The 16456-nt window shown below is 67.6% G+C and carries 16 protein-coding genes, 1 tRNA gene and 1 pseudogene; 8 read left to right on the top strand and 10 right to left on the bottom strand.

All coding sequences use genetic code 11. From position 1 onward, the window contains the following. The first annotated feature begins 2 nt into the window (after positions 1 to 2). Positions 3 to 1466, top strand: coding sequence for a DNA recombination protein RmuC (rmuC, locus tag QE385_RS03770; protein WP_307099218.1), 1464 nt, complete (start codon positions 3 to 5; stop codon positions 1464 to 1466). Between the two features lie 200 nt (positions 1467 to 1666). Here the strand turns inward: rmuC and QE385_RS03765 are convergent, their stop codons facing one another. Genes QE385_RS03765 through QE385_RS03735 form a run of 7 tightly spaced genes read right to left on the bottom strand, consistent with a single transcriptional unit; the run spans position 1667 to position 6757 of the window. After that, the gene (locus QE385_RS03765) at positions 1667 to 2479 is read right to left on the bottom strand and encodes an RNA methyltransferase (RefSeq protein WP_307099216.1); all 813 of its coding nucleotides are present in this window, start codon (positions 2477 to 2479) and stop codon (positions 1667 to 1669) included. Continuing rightward, a complete protein-coding gene (locus tag QE385_RS03760; RefSeq protein ID WP_307099215.1) occupies positions 2479 to 2751 on the bottom strand; it encodes an HPr family phosphocarrier protein in 273 nt (90 codons plus the stop codon). The genes QE385_RS03765 and QE385_RS03760 overlap by 1 nt, the downstream gene beginning before the upstream one ends. Beyond that, on the bottom strand, positions 2748 to 3155 hold the full coding sequence (locus QE385_RS03755; RefSeq protein ID WP_307104538.1) for a PTS sugar transporter subunit IIA: 408 nt from the start codon (positions 3153 to 3155) through the stop codon (positions 2748 to 2750). The genes QE385_RS03760 and QE385_RS03755 overlap by 4 nt, the downstream gene beginning before the upstream one ends. 18 nt (positions 3156 to 3173) lie before the next feature. Beyond that, entirely contained in the window at positions 3174 to 4085 is a 912-nt protein-coding gene (gene rapZ, locus QE385_RS03750; protein WP_307099213.1) for an RNase adapter RapZ, read from the bottom strand. Beyond that, positions 4085 to 4519, bottom strand: coding sequence for an HPr kinase/phosphorylase (locus QE385_RS03745; protein WP_307099210.1), 435 nt, complete (start codon positions 4517 to 4519; stop codon positions 4085 to 4087). The genes rapZ and QE385_RS03745 overlap by 1 nt, the downstream gene beginning before the upstream one ends. Then, positions 4516 to 6081 (bottom strand): stimulus-sensing domain-containing protein, encoded by a 1566-nt coding sequence (locus QE385_RS03740; RefSeq protein ID WP_307099208.1) that lies wholly within the window; start codon positions 6079 to 6081, stop codon positions 4516 to 4518. The genes QE385_RS03745 and QE385_RS03740 overlap by 4 nt, the downstream gene beginning before the upstream one ends. Beyond that, the gene (locus QE385_RS03735) at positions 6050 to 6757 is read right to left on the bottom strand and encodes a response regulator transcription factor (protein ID WP_307099206.1); all 708 of its coding nucleotides are present in this window, start codon (positions 6755 to 6757) and stop codon (positions 6050 to 6052) included. Before QE385_RS03735 ends, QE385_RS03740 begins: the two co-directional genes overlap by 32 nt. Before the next feature lie 214 nt (positions 6758 to 6971). Here QE385_RS03735 and QE385_RS03730 point away from each other — a divergent pair, with 214 nt between their 5' ends. Further along, on the top strand, positions 6972 to 8579 hold the full coding sequence (locus QE385_RS03730) for a phosphoenolpyruvate carboxykinase (protein ID WP_307099204.1): 1608 nt from the start codon (positions 6972 to 6974) through the stop codon (positions 8577 to 8579). 139 nt (positions 8580 to 8718) lie between these two features. On the opposite strand, the gene QE385_RS03725 is transcribed toward QE385_RS03730, so the two are convergent. Together QE385_RS03725 and QE385_RS03720 are read right to left on the bottom strand one after the other, a co-directional pair. Further along, complete coding sequence (locus QE385_RS03725) at positions 8719 to 9168, bottom strand: NfeD family protein (RefSeq protein ID WP_307099201.1); 450 nt, start codon at positions 9166 to 9168, stop codon at positions 8719 to 8721. Then, positions 9165 to 10133 carry an SPFH domain-containing protein gene (locus tag QE385_RS03720; RefSeq protein ID WP_307099200.1) on the bottom strand — a complete coding sequence of 323 codons (969 nt, stop codon included), beginning with the start codon at positions 10131 to 10133 and terminating at the stop codon, positions 9165 to 9167. The genes QE385_RS03725 and QE385_RS03720 overlap by 4 nt, the downstream gene beginning before the upstream one ends. Before the next feature lie 127 nt (positions 10134 to 10260). Between QE385_RS03720 and guaB the strand changes: the two genes are divergently transcribed. The 4 genes and pseudogenes from guaB (at position 10261) to QE385_RS03700 (ending at position 14529) form a co-directional block, all read left to right on the top strand. Then, positions 10261 to 11718, top strand: coding sequence for an IMP dehydrogenase (gene guaB / locus QE385_RS03715; RefSeq protein WP_307099198.1), 1458 nt, complete (start codon positions 10261 to 10263; stop codon positions 11716 to 11718). 18 nt (positions 11719 to 11736) lie between these two features. Then, positions 11737 to 12924: an RsmB/NOP family class I SAM-dependent RNA methyltransferase gene (locus QE385_RS03710; protein ID WP_307099196.1), complete on the top strand. Its 1188-nt coding sequence runs from the start codon at positions 11737 to 11739 to the stop codon at positions 12922 to 12924. A 32-nt stretch (positions 12925 to 12956) separates the two neighbouring features. Beyond that, complete coding sequence (locus QE385_RS03705; protein WP_307099194.1) at positions 12957 to 13454, top strand: tetratricopeptide repeat protein; 498 nt, start codon at positions 12957 to 12959, stop codon at positions 13452 to 13454. Between the two features lie 90 nt (positions 13455 to 13544). Beyond that, positions 13545 to 14529 (top strand): annotated as a pseudogene (locus QE385_RS03700) (IS481 family transposase). Positions 14530 to 14599: 70 nt separating this feature from the next. On the opposite strand, the gene QE385_RS03695 reads toward QE385_RS03700, so the two are convergent. Next, positions 14600 to 15097: a helix-turn-helix domain-containing protein gene (locus QE385_RS03695; RefSeq protein WP_307099192.1), complete on the bottom strand. Its 498-nt coding sequence runs from the start codon at positions 15095 to 15097 to the stop codon at positions 14600 to 14602. 57 nt (positions 15098 to 15154) lie between these two features. On the opposite strand from QE385_RS03695, the gene QE385_RS03690 reads away from it, so the two are divergent. Then, positions 15155 to 16252: a branched-chain amino acid aminotransferase gene (locus QE385_RS03690; RefSeq protein ID WP_307099189.1), complete on the top strand. Its 1098-nt coding sequence runs from the start codon at positions 15155 to 15157 to the stop codon at positions 16250 to 16252. A gap of 64 nt (positions 16253 to 16316) precedes the next feature. Next, positions 16317 to 16391 (top strand) — tRNA-Gln (locus QE385_RS03685). Positions 16392 to 16456: the final 65 nt, after the last annotated feature.

Below are 16456 nucleotides of genomic sequence, written 5' to 3'. Positions count from 1 at the left end.
CAATGCCCGAATTGATTGCCGTCGCGCTGCTGGCGCTGTTGCTGGGCGGATTGGCCGGATGGCTGGCGGCCCGGCGCAAGGCCGACGGGCTGGCGGGGGAGCTGGCCACGGCCAGGGCGCGCGCGGCCGAGGTCGATCCCTTGCGCGCCGCCCGCGACGCCGCCGAGCGTGACAAGAGCGACGCGCTCCAGGCGCTGGCGGAGTTGCGCGGGCGTGCCGCCGATCTCGACATGATCCGCGCCGCGCGCGACGCCGTGGAGGCCGAGCGCAATGCGGCCCTGCGCGAACTGGCCGAGTTGCGCGCCCGGTCGCAGGAGCGCGAGGCGGCGCATGCCCAGGCGCTGGAAGCGCTGGGCCAGGCACGCGAGCAGATCAACAGCCAGTTCGGCGAGGCGGCGGCGCGTGCGCTCGAAGTCGCGCAGCGCCAATTCCTGGAACGCGCCGAGGCGCGCTTCCGCCAGTCGGAGGAAGCCTCGGGCCAGACGCTCAAGGCCTTGCTCGATCCCGTCCACCAGCGACTGCAACGCTATGAAGAGGGCGTGCGCAAGGTCGAAGACGAGCGCCGCGATGCCTTTGGCGAACTCAAGGGCCAGATCGAGGCGATGCGCATCGGCCAGGAGCGCGTGTCGGGCGAGGCCGCCAAGCTGGTCAACGCGCTGCGCAACGCCCCCAAGGCGCGGGGCCGCTGGGGCGAGCAGCAGCTGCGCAACGTGCTCGAAAGCTGCGGCCTGTCCGAACATGCCGATTTCCAGACCGAGGTCAGCGTCGCGGACGGCGAGGGCGGGCGGCTGCGCCCCGATGCGATCGTGCGCGTGCCCGGCGGCAAGGCGCTGGTCATCGACGCCAAGGTGTCGCTCAACGACTATCAAGACGCGTTCGGCGCGGTCGACGAGGTCGAGCGCTTGGCGGGCCTGTCACGCCATGCCGCCGCGATGCGCGCGCATGTCAACGGGTTGGGCAATAAGAGCTATTGGAACCAGTTCGACGACGCCCCCGACTACGTCATCATGTTCGTGCCGGGCGAGCATTTCCTGTCGGCGGCGCTGGAACATGACCCGACGCTGTGGGACTTCGCCTTCGACAAGCGGGTGCTGTTGGCGACGCCGACGAACCTGATCGCGATCGCGCGGACGGTGGCTGCGGTGTGGCGGCAGGAAAAGCTGGCGCAGGAAGCGCGGCAGATCGGCGCGCTGGGCAAGGAGCTCTACGCGCGCCTGGCCGTGATGGGTGGGCATGTGTCGAAGCTGGGCAAGAATCTCGACACCGCGATGACCGCCTATAACGCCTTTGTCGGCAGCCTGGAGAGCCAGGTCCTGACCAGCGCCCGCCGGTTCGAGGCGCTGAATATCGACACGGGGGGCAAGAGCATCGACCAGCCCCCCATCGGCGAACAGGCCGCGCGACCGCTGACGAAGTTGATGCCGGTCGCGGAACTTGCGGGCGAGGGGGCGGAGATTTCCGGCTAGGGCTGCTGGCAGTCGGGGCGAGGGCGGGGCGTGGCCTTCGACTTCGCTCAGGCTGAACGGAGGTGGGGTGGGGCGGCTACGGTCATGGCCTCACCCTTCGCCTTAGCCAAAGCGCCGTTCGCACTGAGCGAAGTCGAAGTGCAAGGGAATCGCTGTCCCCGGCCAACTAGTCCTACCCCGACCGAACGAGAGCGAATCCGTCAGCCCGCCGACGCACCACCCTGCTGGGCCAGCACCTCATAGGCCATCACCGCCGTCGCCACCGCCGCGTTCAGGCTGTCGGCCTTGCCCAGCATCGGGATCTTGACCAGCTGGTCGCACGCCGCCGCATAGTCGGCGGGCATCCCCTGTGCTTCGTTACCGGTCAGCAGGAAGGTCGGCGCGGCATAGCGGGCGGACCGATAGTCCGTATCGGTGTCGAGGCTGAGGCCGACCAGCTGGCCCGGCCCCTGCCGCAGCCAGTCGAGAAAGGGCTGCCACTCGGTCTTCACGATGGGCACGGTGAACAGCGCCCCCATGCTGGCGCGCACCGCCTCGACCGAAAAGGGATCGACGCATTCGCCGATCAGGATCAACCCGCCAGCGCCGACCGCATCGCCGGTGCGCAGGATCGTCCCCAGATTGCCCGGATCGCGCAGCCGCTCCGCCACCAGCCAGATGCCCGCCGAGGATCGGTCGAGCGCGTCCAGCGTCGTGCCCAGTTCCTCGAACACGCCGACCACGGCCTGCGGATTGTCCTTGCCCGACAGCTTGGACAGGATGTCGGGCGTCGTCTCGATCGCCTCGCCCTCTGCGCGTTCGACCGCGCGGATCAGCTCGCGGACCAGCGGATGGTCGGCCGAGGGGCGGGCATAGAATAGCAGGGTCGGCACCCGACCCGTCTCGCGTGCTTCGGTCAGGATGCGCAGGCCCTCGGCGAGGAACTGGCGCGCCTGTTTGCGGTGGCGCTTGTCGCGCAGGTCGCGGACCCACTTGATCAGCGGGTTGGAATAAGCGGTAATTTCACGGGGCATCAGTCTTCGCCGAACTTCGCTTCCACCAGCGCGGCCAGCGCCTCGACCGTCTCGCCCGCGCCGTCGCCGGTCGCGCTGATCGTGATCGTGTCGCCCATCGCGGCGCCCAGCATCATCAGGCCCATGATCGAGGTGCCCGTCACCATGCTGCCGTCCTTGCCCACGCGCACCTCGCAGGGCTGGGTCGAGGCGAGGGTGACGAACTTGGCGCTGGCGCGGGCGTGAAGGCCACGCCGGTTGGTGATGAGGACGGAGCGGCTCTGCTCGGTCATGCGGCGGCCTCGCCCAGCACCTCGGAGGCGACCGAGATATATTTGCGTCCCGCCTCACGCGCGGCGGCGACGGCATCGACGACCTGCATCGCCTTGCGCGCCGACCCCAGGCGAATCAGCATGGGCAGGTTCATGCCCGCGATCACCTCGACCCGGCCGCGCTCCATCAGCGAGATGGCGAGGTTGGAGGGGGTGCCGCCGAACAGGTCGGTCAGCACGATCACGCCGCGCCCGGCATCGACGGTGGCGATCGCCGCGGCGATGTCCGCGCGGCGCTCCTCCATATCGTCCTCGGGGCCGATCGCGATGGTCGCGATCCGCTCCTGGGGGCCGACCACATGCACCATCGCGGTCACGAACTCATCGGCGAGCCGCCCGTGCGTCACCAGAACCAGACCGATCATGTCAGACACGCATATCCATCATTTCTTGGCCGGCCCGGCTTCCAGAGAGTCTTTCGGCACGGCACGCAAATCACGATGCACCACCGTGGGCGAAAAACCGCTTTTGCGCAACCGTCCCGCGATCCGCTCGGCGACATGAACCGACCGATGCCGCCCGCCGGTACAACCGATCGCGACGGTGATATAGGATTTGCCGCTGGCGATGTAACGCGGCACCAGCGTGTCGAGCAGCCCCTCGATCTGGCCGAGCGATGCCTCATAGGCGGGGTCGTGGCGGATATAGTCGATCACCGGCTGGTCCAGCCCGGTGCCCGGACGAAGCTCGGCCGACCAGTGCGGATTGCGCAGGAAGCGCATGTCGAAGACGAGATCGGCGTTGCGCGGCAACCCCTTGGAAAAGCCGAAGGACATGACGGTCATCACCGGCTCGCTCAGCCCCTCGACCGCATAATTGGCGCGCAGCCACTGGCCCAGGTCGTTGCTGGTCATGTTGGTCGTGTCGAGCAGGCGGTCGGCCATGTCGCGCAACGGCGCGAGCAGGGCGCGTTCGTGCGCGATGCCGTCATCGGCCGCCCGGTCCATGGCCAGCGGATGGCGATGCCGGGTCTCGGCATAGCGGCGCTTCAGCTCGGCCCCGCCACAGTTCAGGAACAGCGTCTCGACCGCGATGCTGGGGCTTTCGTTCAGGCGCGCGACGCGCTGGGAGATCTTGTGCGGATCGAAATCGCGCGTCCGGACCCCCAGGCTGATGGCGAGCGGGCGCTTCTTGCCTTCCATGCCGGCGGGGGGCGGCGCCTCCAGCAGACTGTCGAGCAGGAAGAGGGGGAGGTTGTCCACCACCTCCCAGCCCAGATCCTCCAGCGTTTTCAGCGTGGTCGACGTGCCCGCACCGGACATGCCGGTGACCAGCAGAATGCGTTTGCGGTCCATCACAAGCGCTCCTTGATGTGCGTAACGAGAAGCTCGACCTTGATCGGTGCCGAGGCGGGGCGGGGATCGAGGCGAAACACAGGCAGGGAAACGCCCGCGATCGGGCTCCGGGCCCATTCGGGCATGCGGTCCTCATCGCCCAGATCGATGACCAGCCCGACTATTGCCTCGGGCTGATGGGGCATGGGGCACAGGCCGACGCCCCTGACCTCGATCAGACCGGCGATCGTCTCGGGCACGCGGACCTGCAACTGGCCGTTCATGCCGCGGGCCTGGACGTAATCGTCACCGATCAGCGTCGCGCCGCGATCGATCAGTCGCAGCGCCAGGTCGGACTTGCCCGCGCCCGACGGCCCGCGCAGCAGCACGCCCATGCCCTTCACGACGACACAGGTCGCGTGGATCAGCTCGACGCGATCATCGGCCAGGGTCATGACATGGGCGCCAGCGGCAGTCGGACGACGAAACGCGCGCCGCTCATTCGGTCCTCCCGCGATTCGACATGGATGCGCCCCTGATGCGCGTCGACGATGGTGCGCGCAATGGCGAGGCCCAGGCCCGAATGACGGCCGAAATCCTCGGCGGCGGGGCGGATCGAGTGGAAGCGGCGGAAGATTGCCTCGCGCGCCTCCTCGGGGACGCCGGGGCCCTCGTCCTCGACGCGGATGATCAGGTCATTATGGTCGTGCGCCAGGCTGATCGCTACCACCCCCTGATCGGGCGAGAAGGACAAGGCATTGGCGACCAGATTCTCGAACACCCGTTCCAGCCGCGCGCCTTCGCCCATGACGATCGCCGGGCGCGGGTCGGGCGAGTCGAAGCGCAGGCGGATGCCGCGCTCCACCCCGCGCGCCTCGCGCTGTTCGATCAGCCTGCCGATCAGCGCGTGGAGATCGACCGGATCGAACTTCGCGCGGCTCAATTGTGCGTCCAACCGCGAGGCGTCGGAAATGTCGGTGATCAGCCGGTCGAGCCGCCGGACATCGTCGCGGACGATTGCCAGCAGCTGCGCCTGGAGCGCGGGGTCACGGACCATCTCCAGGCTGTCGACCGCAGAGCGGAGCGAGGCGAGGGGGTTCTTCAATTCGTGGGTGACATCGGCGGCGAAGGCTTCGGTCGCGTCGATCCGCGCGCGCAGCGCCAGGCTCATGTCCGACAGCGCGCGGGCCAGCATCCCCAGTTCGTCGCGACGATCGGGCAGGCGCGGCACCACCACTTCGCGCGCGCGGCCCAGCCGGACGCGCACCGCCGCGCGCGCCAGCCGCCGGAGCGGACGGACGATGGTGCGCGCCAGGAACAGCGAAAGCAGGACCGAGATCAGCGCGACGAGCGCCAGCAGGACGCTCAGCCGGAACCGCTCGATCCGGACGGTTTCGGTGATGAAGCGGGCATTCTCGGTCGTCATGATCGCGCCGCCGCCGGGTAGCGGGGCGGCGGCGGTGATGACGGGGGTACGGTCGGGCGCGCGCCAGACCGAGCCCGACACGCGCGCCTGCCGCGCCGCCACGACATCGGGCCATTCCGCGCCGCCGCGCCGCTCGCGATAAAGGGGCGGCCTTGCGGCGCCGACGACGGTGTCGATCCCGGCGTCGAGGAAGCGCGCGATCGCCTGCCCCCAATCCTGCTTGTCGGGATCGCGCAGGACGAAGTTGCGCACGCCCAGGTCGCGGCTGTCGGCGGTCATCCGCCCCTGCGGATCGTAGAGCCGCAACCGCCCGCCAGTGTCTTTGGCGATCCGCATCATCAGCGCATCGCGCTCGCCCGGCCGGACCGAGCTGAGCGCCTCGCCGACCAGCCGCACCTCGCGCAACGCCTGCGCCACCCGGTTGTCGAGTAGCCGGGTGCGATAGGAATCGAGATAGAAGAACCCGCCCGCCAACAGCAGCAGCGCAAAGATGTTGAGCGCCAGGATCCGCTGGGTCAGCGAGATCTGGCCCGACCAGCGCAGGGCCAGGTCGGGGGCTTCACTCCTCGGAGAATCGGTAACCGGCGCCATAAAGCGTCTCTATGGCGTCGAAATCGGGGTCCACCTGGCGGAACTTGCGGCGCAGGCGTTTGATATGGCTGTCGATCGTGCGGTCGTCGACATAGATGTCGTCCTGATAGGCCGCATCCATCAACTGGTTGCGGGTGCGCACGATGCCGGGCCGCTGGGCCAGCGTCTCCAGGATCAGGAATTCGGTCACGGTCAGGGTGACCGGCTCGTCCTTCCACGTCACCTTGTGCCGCGCCGGGTCCATCGCCAGCGCCCCGCGCGTCAGCGGGCCCTGCACCTCGGCGGCGGTCGTGCCCTGCACCTGCCCGGACGCCTCCGACCGGCGCAGGATCGCACGGATGCGCGCGATCAGCAGCCGCTGGGAAAAGGGCTTGGCGATATAATCGTCCGCCCCCATCGCCAGCCCCAGCGCCTCGTCCAGCTCGTCATCCTTGCTGGTCAGGAAGATCACCGGGATCTGGCTCTTCTCACGCAGGCGGCGCAGCAGCTCCAGCCCGTCCATGCGCGGCATCTTGATGTCGAAGATGGCCAGGTCGGGCGGATTGTCGATCAGCGCCTTCAGCGCGGCCTCGCCATCGGCATAGATGCGCGTGAGGAAACCCTCCGCCTGAAGCGCGATCGACACCGAGGTCAGGATGTTCCGGTCGTCGTCGACCAGCGCGATCGTAGCGGTCATGCGATGGACTTGCCCTGGAACGAGGCTTGCGATCGGTCGGCCATGCGCACTCGGTTAGGCCAAAGCGGGACACGGCTCAACCGTCTTTGCGGATTCGTGTGTTTGACGTGTTAAACAAAGCGGCTATGAAAAGGGGGACGCATACATATTCCTATGCGGCGGCAAGAGGTGCCGGAACTTCCGGCGCCCGGCATGAGGGAATGAGGAAGCTCTTATGAACGAACGGATTCCGGAGATCGGATTGCAGGCGCAGGGGATCGAAACCCGCGCGACGCTGCATTGGAACCTGGTGACGGCGCGGCTGATCGAAACGGCGGTCGCGCGGGGCGAGGGCAAGCTGTCCGCCGACGGCCCGCTGGTGGTCGAGACCGGCGAGCATACCGGCCGCTCGGCGCAGGACAAGTTCATGGTCCGCGACGACGAGACCCGCGACACCGTCTGGTGGGGCAAGACCAACAAGCCGATGAGCCCCGACGATTTCGCCGCGCTCAAGGCCGATTTCTTCGCCGCGCTGGGGCAGAAGGAAGATCTGTTCGTCCAGGACCTATATGGCGGATCGCAGCCCGAGCACCGGGTCCGCGTGCGTGTCGTGACCGAGCTGGCCTGGCACAATCTGTTCATCCGCACCATGCTGGTCCGCCCCGAAGAGCATGAGCTGCGCAAGTTCGTCGCCGACTATACGATCATCGACCTGCCCAGCTTCCGCGCCGATCCCGCGCGCCATGGCTGCCGCTCCTCGACCGTCATCGCGGTCAACATGACCGAGAAGCTGATCCTGATCGGCGGCACGCGCTATGCGGGCGAGATGAAGAAGTCGGTCTTCGGCCTCCTCAACTATCTGCTGCCGACGACCGGCGTCATGCCGATGCATTGTTCGGCCAATATGGGCGCGGACGGATCGACGGCGGTGTTCTTCGGCCTGTCGGGCACCGGCAAGACGACGCTATCGGCGGATGCCAGCCGTACGCTGATCGGCGATGACGAGCATGGCTGGTCCGACACGGCGGTCTTCAATTTCGAGGGCGGCTGCTATGCCAAGATGATCCGCCTCTCGCCCGAGGCCGAGCCCGAAATCTTCGCCACGACCAAGCGGTTCGGGACGGTGCTAGAGAATGTCGTGATGGACCCGGTCACGCGCCAGCTCGACCTGAACGATAACAGCCTGGCGGAGAACAGCCGGGGGGCATACCCGATCGATTTCATCCCCAATGCGTCGAAGGACAATATGGGGGGCGTACCGCGCAATATCGTGATGCTGACGGCGGACGCCTATGGCATCCTGCCGCCGATCGCCAAGCTGACGCCCGAACAGGCCATGTATCACTTCCTGTCGGGCTATACCGCGCGCGTCGCGGGGACCGAGATCGGCGTGACCGAGCCCGATGCGACCTTCTCGACCTGTTTCGGCGCGCCCTTCATGCCGCGTCATCCCTCGGTCTATGGCAATCTGCTCAAGGAGCGGATCGCCAAGGGGGGCGTGGATTGCTGGCTGGTCAATACCGGCTGGACCGGCGGCAAATATGGCGTCGGCCACCGCATGCCGATCAAGGCGACCCGCGCGCTGCTCAACGCCGCGCTCGACGGCAGTCTCAACCAGGCCGAGTTCCGGACCGATCCCAATTTCGGCTTCCAGGTGCCGGTCGCGGTGCCCGGCGTCGATCCGGCGATTCTGAACCCGCGCAATACCTGGGCGGACAAGGCGGCCTATGACGCGACGGCGGCCAAGCTGGTCGATCTGTTCAACGAGAATTTCGGCCAGTTCGCGGACCATGTCGACGAAGGCGTCCGCGCGGCGGCGCCCAAGGTGACGGTGGCGGCGTAGCTTCTCGGGTGGGGAGGGCGCTCGTGGCGGGCGTTCTCCCTTGGCCTTCGACTTCGCTCAGGCTGAACGGGGTTTCGGGAATCCGCAACAACGCTCGTTCAGCCTGAGCGAAGTCGAAGGCCACGCCCCAACGCCCGGCCTAATCCGCCAAAGGCTCCACCAGCAGCACCCCGCCATCGACATGCGCCACGCGCAGCCGAGTCCCCGTGGCGGCATCGGGGCCGCGCACCGGCCATTCGCCGTCGCCCAGCCGTGCGCGCCCTTCGCCGCCCGCGATCGGCGTCGTGACCGTCACGATCTGCCCGCGCAGCCGCCGGGCGGGCTCGTTCAGGATCGGGGCATCGCTGTCCACGGGAAAGTCCCGGTACCAGCGCCGCCCGATCACGACGCACACCACGCTCCACACCGCGAAATCGACGAGTTGCAGCCCGACCGGCAGGTCCGGCAGCGCCCAGACGGTCAACGCCGTCACCCCCGCTGCGATGGCGAGGAAGATCAGGAATACGCCCGGCACGAGCAGCTCGGCGATGCCCAGTACCAACCCCGCCGCCAGCCAGAGCGCGGCGGGGTCGATCTCCCCCAGGCTCACGAACCCGACGGCTCGAACGGCCCCGGCCTGGCAGGCGGGGTGGCGGCGCCCGGCTTGTTCGGGGCCAGCGCTTCCTTCGCCAGCTCGCCGATGCCGCCCAGCGTCCCGATCAGCTGGGTCGCCTCGACCGGGAAGAGGATCGTCTTGGCATTGGGGCTGGTCGCGAACTTGCCCACCGCCTCGACATATTTCTGCGCGACGAAATAGTTGATCGCCTGCGTCCCGCCCGAGGCGATCGCATCGGACACGACGCGCGTCGCCTTGGCCTCCGCCTCGGCGGCGCGCTCGCGGGCTTCGGAGTCGCGGAACGCCGACTCGCGGCGGCCTTCGGCTTCCAGGATGCGCGCCTGCTTCTGTCCTTCGGCGCGCAGGATCTCCGAGGCGCGCGAGCCTTCCGCCTCCAGGATGTTGGCGCGCTTTTCGCGTTCGGCCTTCATCTGGCGGGCCATGGCGTTGACGATATCGACCGGCGGACGGATGTCCTTGATCTCGACGCGGGTGATCTTCACCCCCCAGGGCGTGGTCGCATGGTCGACCACATTGAGCAGCCGCGCATTGATCTCGTCGCGCTTGGACAAGGTTTCGTCCAGATCCATCGCGCCCATGACGGTGCGCAAGTTGGTCGTCACCAAGTTCAGCAGCGCGACATACAGGTCCGACACCTCATAGGCGGCCTTGGGTGCATCCAGCACCTGGAAGAAGACAACCCCGTCGGTCGAGATCATCGCATTGTCCTTGGTGATGATCTCCTGTCCCGGAATGTCGATCACCTGTTCCATCATGTTCACGCGGCGGCCGACGCGATAGAAGAAGGCGGGGTAGAAGTTGAACCCGGGAGCGGCCGTGCCGGTATAGCGGCCGAAATGCTCGATCGTGTACTGATAGCCCTGGCGGACGATCTTGATCGACATCATCAGATACAGAAGCACCAACAGCACCGCCAGCGCGGCAATGATCAGGCCCATCGACAAACTCCCCCAGAGATCGATCCTGACACGTTCTAGCATGGCGGTGCAGCAAGGGCCTAGCGGGAACGGCTCGCTTTGGTTACATGGCCCGCCACTTGTTCCCTTCGCAGGATTTGGCAGCCCCATGGATATCCGCCTCGGCCTCACCTTCGACGACGTGCTCCTCGTTCCGCAGGAGTCCGACGTTCTGCCGAGCAGCGCTGACACGCGCACGCAACTGACCCGCTCGATCGCGCTCAACATCCCCGTCCTGTCGGCGGCGATGGACACCGTGACCGAGGCCGACATGGCGATCGTCATGGCGCAGCTGGGCGGCATGGGCGTTCTGCACCGCAACCTGACGCTCGATCAGCAGGTCGCCGCCGTGCGCCAGGTCAAGCGGTTCGAGAGCGGCATGGTCGTCAACCCGATCACCATCTCGCCGACCGCGACGCTGGCCGAGGCGCAGGCGCTGATGGCGCGGCACCGGATCAGCGGCATCCCCGTCGTCGAATTCGACGGCCGCCTCGTCGGCATCCTGACCAACCGCGACGTGCGCTTCGCCGAAAACCCGCAACAGCCGGTGTCCGAGCTGATGACGCATGAGGATCTGGCGACCGTGAAGGTCGGCGTCGGCCAGGACGAGGCGCGCCGCCTGCTCCACGCGCGCCGGATCGAAAAGCTGCTGGTCGTCGATGAAAGCTATCGCTGCGTCGGCCTGATCACCGTCAAGGATATCGAGAAGGCCGTCACCTATCCCTCGGCCACCAAGGATGCCGCCGGTCGCCTGCGCGTCGCCGCCGCCTCCACGGTGGGCGAGAAGGGTTTCGAGCGGACCCGCGCGCTGATCGAGGCGGAGGTCGACTGCGTCATCATCGACACCGCGCACGGCCATAACCGCGACGTCGCCCGCGCGGTCGAGGCGGCCAAGAAGCTGTCCGACACGGTGCAGGTGATCGCGGGCAATGTCGCCACTGCCGCCGCCACCCGCGCGCTGATCGATGCGGGTGCCGATGCGGTGAAGGTCGGCATCGGGCCGGGTTCGATCTGCACCACCCGCGTCGTGGCAGGCGTCGGCGTGCCCCAGCTGACCGCCGTGATGGACTGCGCCGAGGAAGGCTGGAAGTCGGGCGTGCCGGTGATCGCCGATGGCGGCCTGCGCACCTCGGGCGATCTCGCCAAGGCGCTGGCGGCGGGGGCGGGCGCCTGCATGGTCGGCTCGCTGCTCGCGGGTACCGAGGAAGCGCCGGGCGAGACCTTCCTGTATCAGGGCCGCGCCTATAAGTCCTATCGCGGCATGGGCTCGGTCGGCGCGATGGGGCGCGGCTCGGCGGACCGCTATTTCCAGGGCGATATCAAGGACCAGATGAAGCTGGTGCCCGAAGGCATCGAGGGCCAGGTCGCCTATAAGGGCCCGGCGCGCGACGTCATCCACCAGCTGGTCGGCGGTATCAAGGCGGCGATGGGCTATACCGGCTCGGCGACGCTGAAGGACCTGCGCGAACGGGCCCAGTTCGTCCAGATCACGGGGGCGGGCCTGAAGGAAAGCCATGTCCATGACGTGACGATCACGCGGGAAGCTCCCAATTACCCGACCCGCTGAGCCGAGGGACGCCCGCGCATGACCCCCGGTGCCCGCACCCAGGCGGCGATCGAACTGCTGGACGAGATCGTCGCCGCCGCCGCCAGCGGCGGTGCGGCGGCGGACACGCTGATCGCGCGCTATTTCGCGACGCGTCGCTATGCCGGGTCGAAGGACCGGCGGGCGGTGCGCGAGCTGGTCTATGCCGCGATCCGGCAGGCCGGACCGATGCCGGTTTCGGGCCGGGCTGCGATGCTGGCGGTCGCCGATCGCGATCCAGCGGTGGCGGCGACCTTCGACGGGGCGGGCCATGGCCCCGCGCCGATCGCGCCCGATGAACCGCGCGCCGAGGGCGGGGTGGCGCCGGGCTGGCTGGTCGAGGCGCTGACCGCGTCCGGGCTGGATGCGGCCCGGCAGGCCGCGCTGGTCGACCGCGCGCCGCTCGATCTGCGCGTCAACAGCCTAGCGACCACGCGCGAGGCGGTGCTGGAGCAATGGCCCGAGGGCGCGGCCACGCTGCTCGCCCCGCTCGGCATCCGCCTGCCCAACGGGACGGCGGTGGAGTCGTCCGACCTCTATCGCGCCGGACTGGTCGAGGTGCAGGACGAGGGCAGCCAGCTGGTCGGCGCGGCGCTGAACGCCAAACCCGGCGAATGGCTGGTCGACCTGTGCGCCGGGGCGGGGGGCAAGACGCTCCAACTGGCCGCCGCCATGGCCAATCAGGGCGCGCTGGTCGCCTGCGACATCGACCGGGCGCGGCTCCAGAAACTGCCGCCGCGCGCCGAGCGGGCGGGGGCGAGCATCATCGAGAGCCGCTTGCTCAATCCGGGGCACGAGGCCGAGATGCTGGCCGACTGGGCGGGCAAGGCCGATGGCGTCCTGATCGATGCGCCCTGTTCGGGCACCGGCACCTGGCGGCGCAATCCCGAAGCACGGTGGCGGCTGACCCCGGAGCGATTGCAGCGGCTGCGCGCGATGCAGGAACAGGTGATGACGATCGGCGCGGGGCTGGTGAAGCCGGGCGGGCGGATGGTCTATATCGTCTGCTCGCTGCTCGATGCCGAAGGGAGCGACCAGGTCGCCGCCTTTCTCGCGCGGCATCCCGGCTGGGTGGCCGCGCCTATCGAACCCGCGATCGGTACGGGCCATGGGCCGGGCCGTCGCCTCGATCCCGCGACGCACGGCACCGACGGCTTTTTTGTCGCCTGCCTCCGGGCACCATGCTAGCATCCGGCTTCGTGCCCAGTCCGGAGTTCCTCATGCGTTTGACGTCCCTGGCCGCCGCCGCCGCATTGGCGGTGGTCTCGCTTTCCACGTCGCTCAGCGGCCAGCGTCCCGACAGCCAGATCGATGCCCGGTCGCTGCAATTGCTGGAGCAGGGGCGCAGCCTGAAGGCGGCGGGCAATCTCGACGGTGCGACCGACATTCTGGAAACGGCGGTGACGGTCGATCCGCGCAACCGCGCCGCCTTCGTGCTGCTCGCCGAGGTCGCCGATGCGCGAGGTCTGCCGGGCAAGGCGATCCGGCTGTATCGCGAGGCGCTGCTGCTCGACCCGAACGACACGCGCGCGCTGCGCGGTCAGGGTGAAGCCCTGGTGCAGAAGGGCGCGATCGCCCGCGCCAAGGACAATCTCGCCAAGATCAAGACGCTGTGCAAACAGGATTGCGGCGATGCCACCGCGCTCGCCGCGCTGATCGCCAAGGGCCCCCCAGTCACGACCGCGCAGGTCGACAGCAAGACCCCGCCGACGCCTTAACTCGAATTCCTCCCCTGAAAAGGGGAGGCCTAGGTGTTTGATCCCGCAGTGTGGTGGTACGTTTGACCATCATGCATGGCGGGAGGAGCAATGGCGCAGGTTCTACACGGGAGCGCCCGCACGACGGAGGCAGTCCGTCGAGCGATACAGCGGAGTGAAGAGAGCGTAAGGGCGCTGGCGCGACGACACGGGATTAGCCCGACCACCGTGCAGAAGTGGCGCAAGAGAGCGAGCGTCAGCGATGCCCCGATGGGGCCGAAGGCCATTCATTCCACCGTCCTCACGATCGAGGAGGAAGCGATGATCGTGGCGTTCCGGCGCCACACACTGCTGCCGTTAGCCTGCCCCCGCGTAGGCGGGGGACTGTCTCTACGGCCTCCAGCCGACGATCCCGCACCTGACCCGCTCCGCTCTACACCATTGCCTGCAGCGGCATGGGATCAGCCGGTTGCCCGAGGTGGATGGCGACCAACCAGCCAGGCAGAAGTTCAAGGCCTACCCGATCGGCTACTTCCACATCGACATCGCAGAGGTCCGCACCGGGGAAGGCAAGCTCTACCTGTTCGTCGCCATCGACCGGACTTCGAAGCTCGCTTTTGCCAGGCTCAAGGACAAGGCCAACGTTGCCGGGGCCGTCGCCTTCCTCGACGAGCTGGTCGAGGCGATGCCCTATGACATCCACACCGTGCTGACCGACAACGGCATCCAGTTCGCAGACCTGCCGAAGAACCGTGACGGACCCACGGCACGCCTGCGCGGCCATCCCTTCGATCGCGCCTGCTGGCGGCATGAGATCGAGCATCGGCTCACCAAGCCGAACCATCCCTGGACCAACGGCCAGGTCGAACGGATGAACCGCACCATCGAGGACGCAACGGTCAAACGCTATCACTACGACAGCCATGACCAGCTTCGACAGCACCTCCAGCTGTTCATCGACGCCTACAACCATGCCCGCCGGTTGAAGACGCTCCGCGGCCTCACACCCTACGAATATGTCACACGCATCTGGACAGAAAACCCGAGCCGATTCAAAATCGATCCGTACCGCCACTCCCCGGGACTAAACACCTAGGGCCTCGCTCGCAACACCACCTTCGCGCGACAAACCTCTTCGCGCCATCGCGCCTTCGCGTGAACCGAAATCAACCGTCGTTGGAACGCAGTTCCTCGATCCGGGCGCGTTCATTCTCCGGAATGAACCCCTCCAGCACCGTCCAGAACCCGGTCACCGCCTGCTGCCCCGCGCGGGCATAGGCCTTGGCCAGCTTCTCGCGCAACGCGTCGAACAGCTCGGCCTCCATGGCCGCACCCGCCGGGGTCAGCCGCAGCAGCCTTTGCCGCCGGTCGCGGTCGCCCGGCCGCGTTTCCACTAGGTCGCGGCTCGCCAGTTCGTTGAGCACGCGCCCCAACGATTGCTTGGTGATGGCCAGGAGCGATAACAGCTCGCTGACCGTCATGTCGGGCCGCCGCGCCATGAAATAGAGCGCGCGGTGATGCGCGCGCCCCAGCCCTTGCGCGGCGAGGCCACGATCGATGGATCGCACGAGGTGGCTATTGCCGAAATACAGCAATTCCATACCCCTGCGGAGTTCGGGTTCACGAAGAAACTGTGCCGATGCGGACTGGTTCGAGGCAGCCATGTTGACCCGTCTACTCACAGCGCCTAGGCCACGGCAACCCAAAACAGAGAGTTGATCATGGAAGCGCATCAATCCCTTACGTTTCGGTTCGATCCTAGCCAGACCCCGGTCGAGGCGAGCGAGCGGACGGCGCGTTTGGTCGATCCCGGCTTCGGGCGCGTTTTCACCGATCACATGGCCCTGATCCGCTACAGCGACGACAAGGGCTGGCACGACGCGCAGATTACCGCGCGCGTGCCCCTCCAGGTCGATCCGGCCGCCTCGGTCCTGCATTATGCGCAAGAGATCTTCGAGGGGATGAAGGCCTATCGCTTGGCCGATGGCGGCACCGCGCTGTTCCGGCCCGAGGCCAATGCCCGCCGCTTCCAGGATTCGGCGCGGCGCATGGCGATGCCCGAACTGCCCGAGGACCTATTCCTGGAATCGGTCGAGCGATTGGTCGAGGTGGAGCGCAACTGGATTCCCGAGCAGGACGGCGGTGCGCTCTATCTGCGCCCCTTCATGTTCGCCAGCGAGGTCTTCCTGGGCGTGAAGCCCTCATCCGAATATCTCTACATGGTCATCGCCTCGTCGGTGGGCGCCTATTTCAAGGGCGGCGCGCCCGCCGTGTCGATCTGGGTCAGCCAGGGCTATACCCGCGCGGCTCCCGGCGGCACGGGCGCGGCCAAGTGTGGCGGCAACTATGCCGCCAGCCTGCTCGCGCAGAAGGAAGCGATCGCCAACGGGTGTGACCAGGTCGTCTTCCTCGACGCGGTCGAGCGCCGCTGGGTCGAGGAACTGGGCGGCATGAACGTCTTCTTCGTGTTCGACGACGGCTCGCTGGTCACGCCGCCGCTGACCGGCACGATCCTGCCCGGCATCACCCGCGATTCGATCCTGACCATCGCGCGCGCGCAGGGCCTGACCGTGCGTGAGGAGCCCTATGCCATCGACCAGTGGCGTGCCGACGCCGCCACCGGTCGCCTGGTCGAGGCGTTCGCCTGCGGCACGGCGGCGGTCGTCACCCCGATCGGCAGCGTCGCCGAGCCCGCGGGCCGCTTCACCATCGGCAGCGGCGGTCCCGGCCAGCTGACCACCCGCCTGCGCGACCAGCTGGTATCGATCCAGCGCGGCCAGGCCCCCGATCCGCACGGCTGGATGCGCCGCCTGGGCTGACGATTTTCCCCGCAATAGGGGCTTTTCAAGAGCGGCGCGCCCGGTATAAGGCGCGCCTCTCCACTGGGGCGTCGCCAAGCGGTAAGGCAACGGTTTTTGGTACCGTCATACGCAGGTTCGAATCCTGCCGCCCCAGCCAAGCACTGATTGCCCCAGCTAAGGGGACGGAAAACTGCGGTTTTCGGTAACTTGGCAGGGATTCAA

This window comes from Sphingomonas sp. SORGH_AS_0950, assembly GCF_030818415.1.
In the GTDB taxonomy this organism is placed as follows: domain Bacteria; phylum Pseudomonadota; class Alphaproteobacteria; order Sphingomonadales; family Sphingomonadaceae; genus Sphingomonas.
This window is presented reverse-complemented; position numbering and strand designations above follow the sequence as displayed.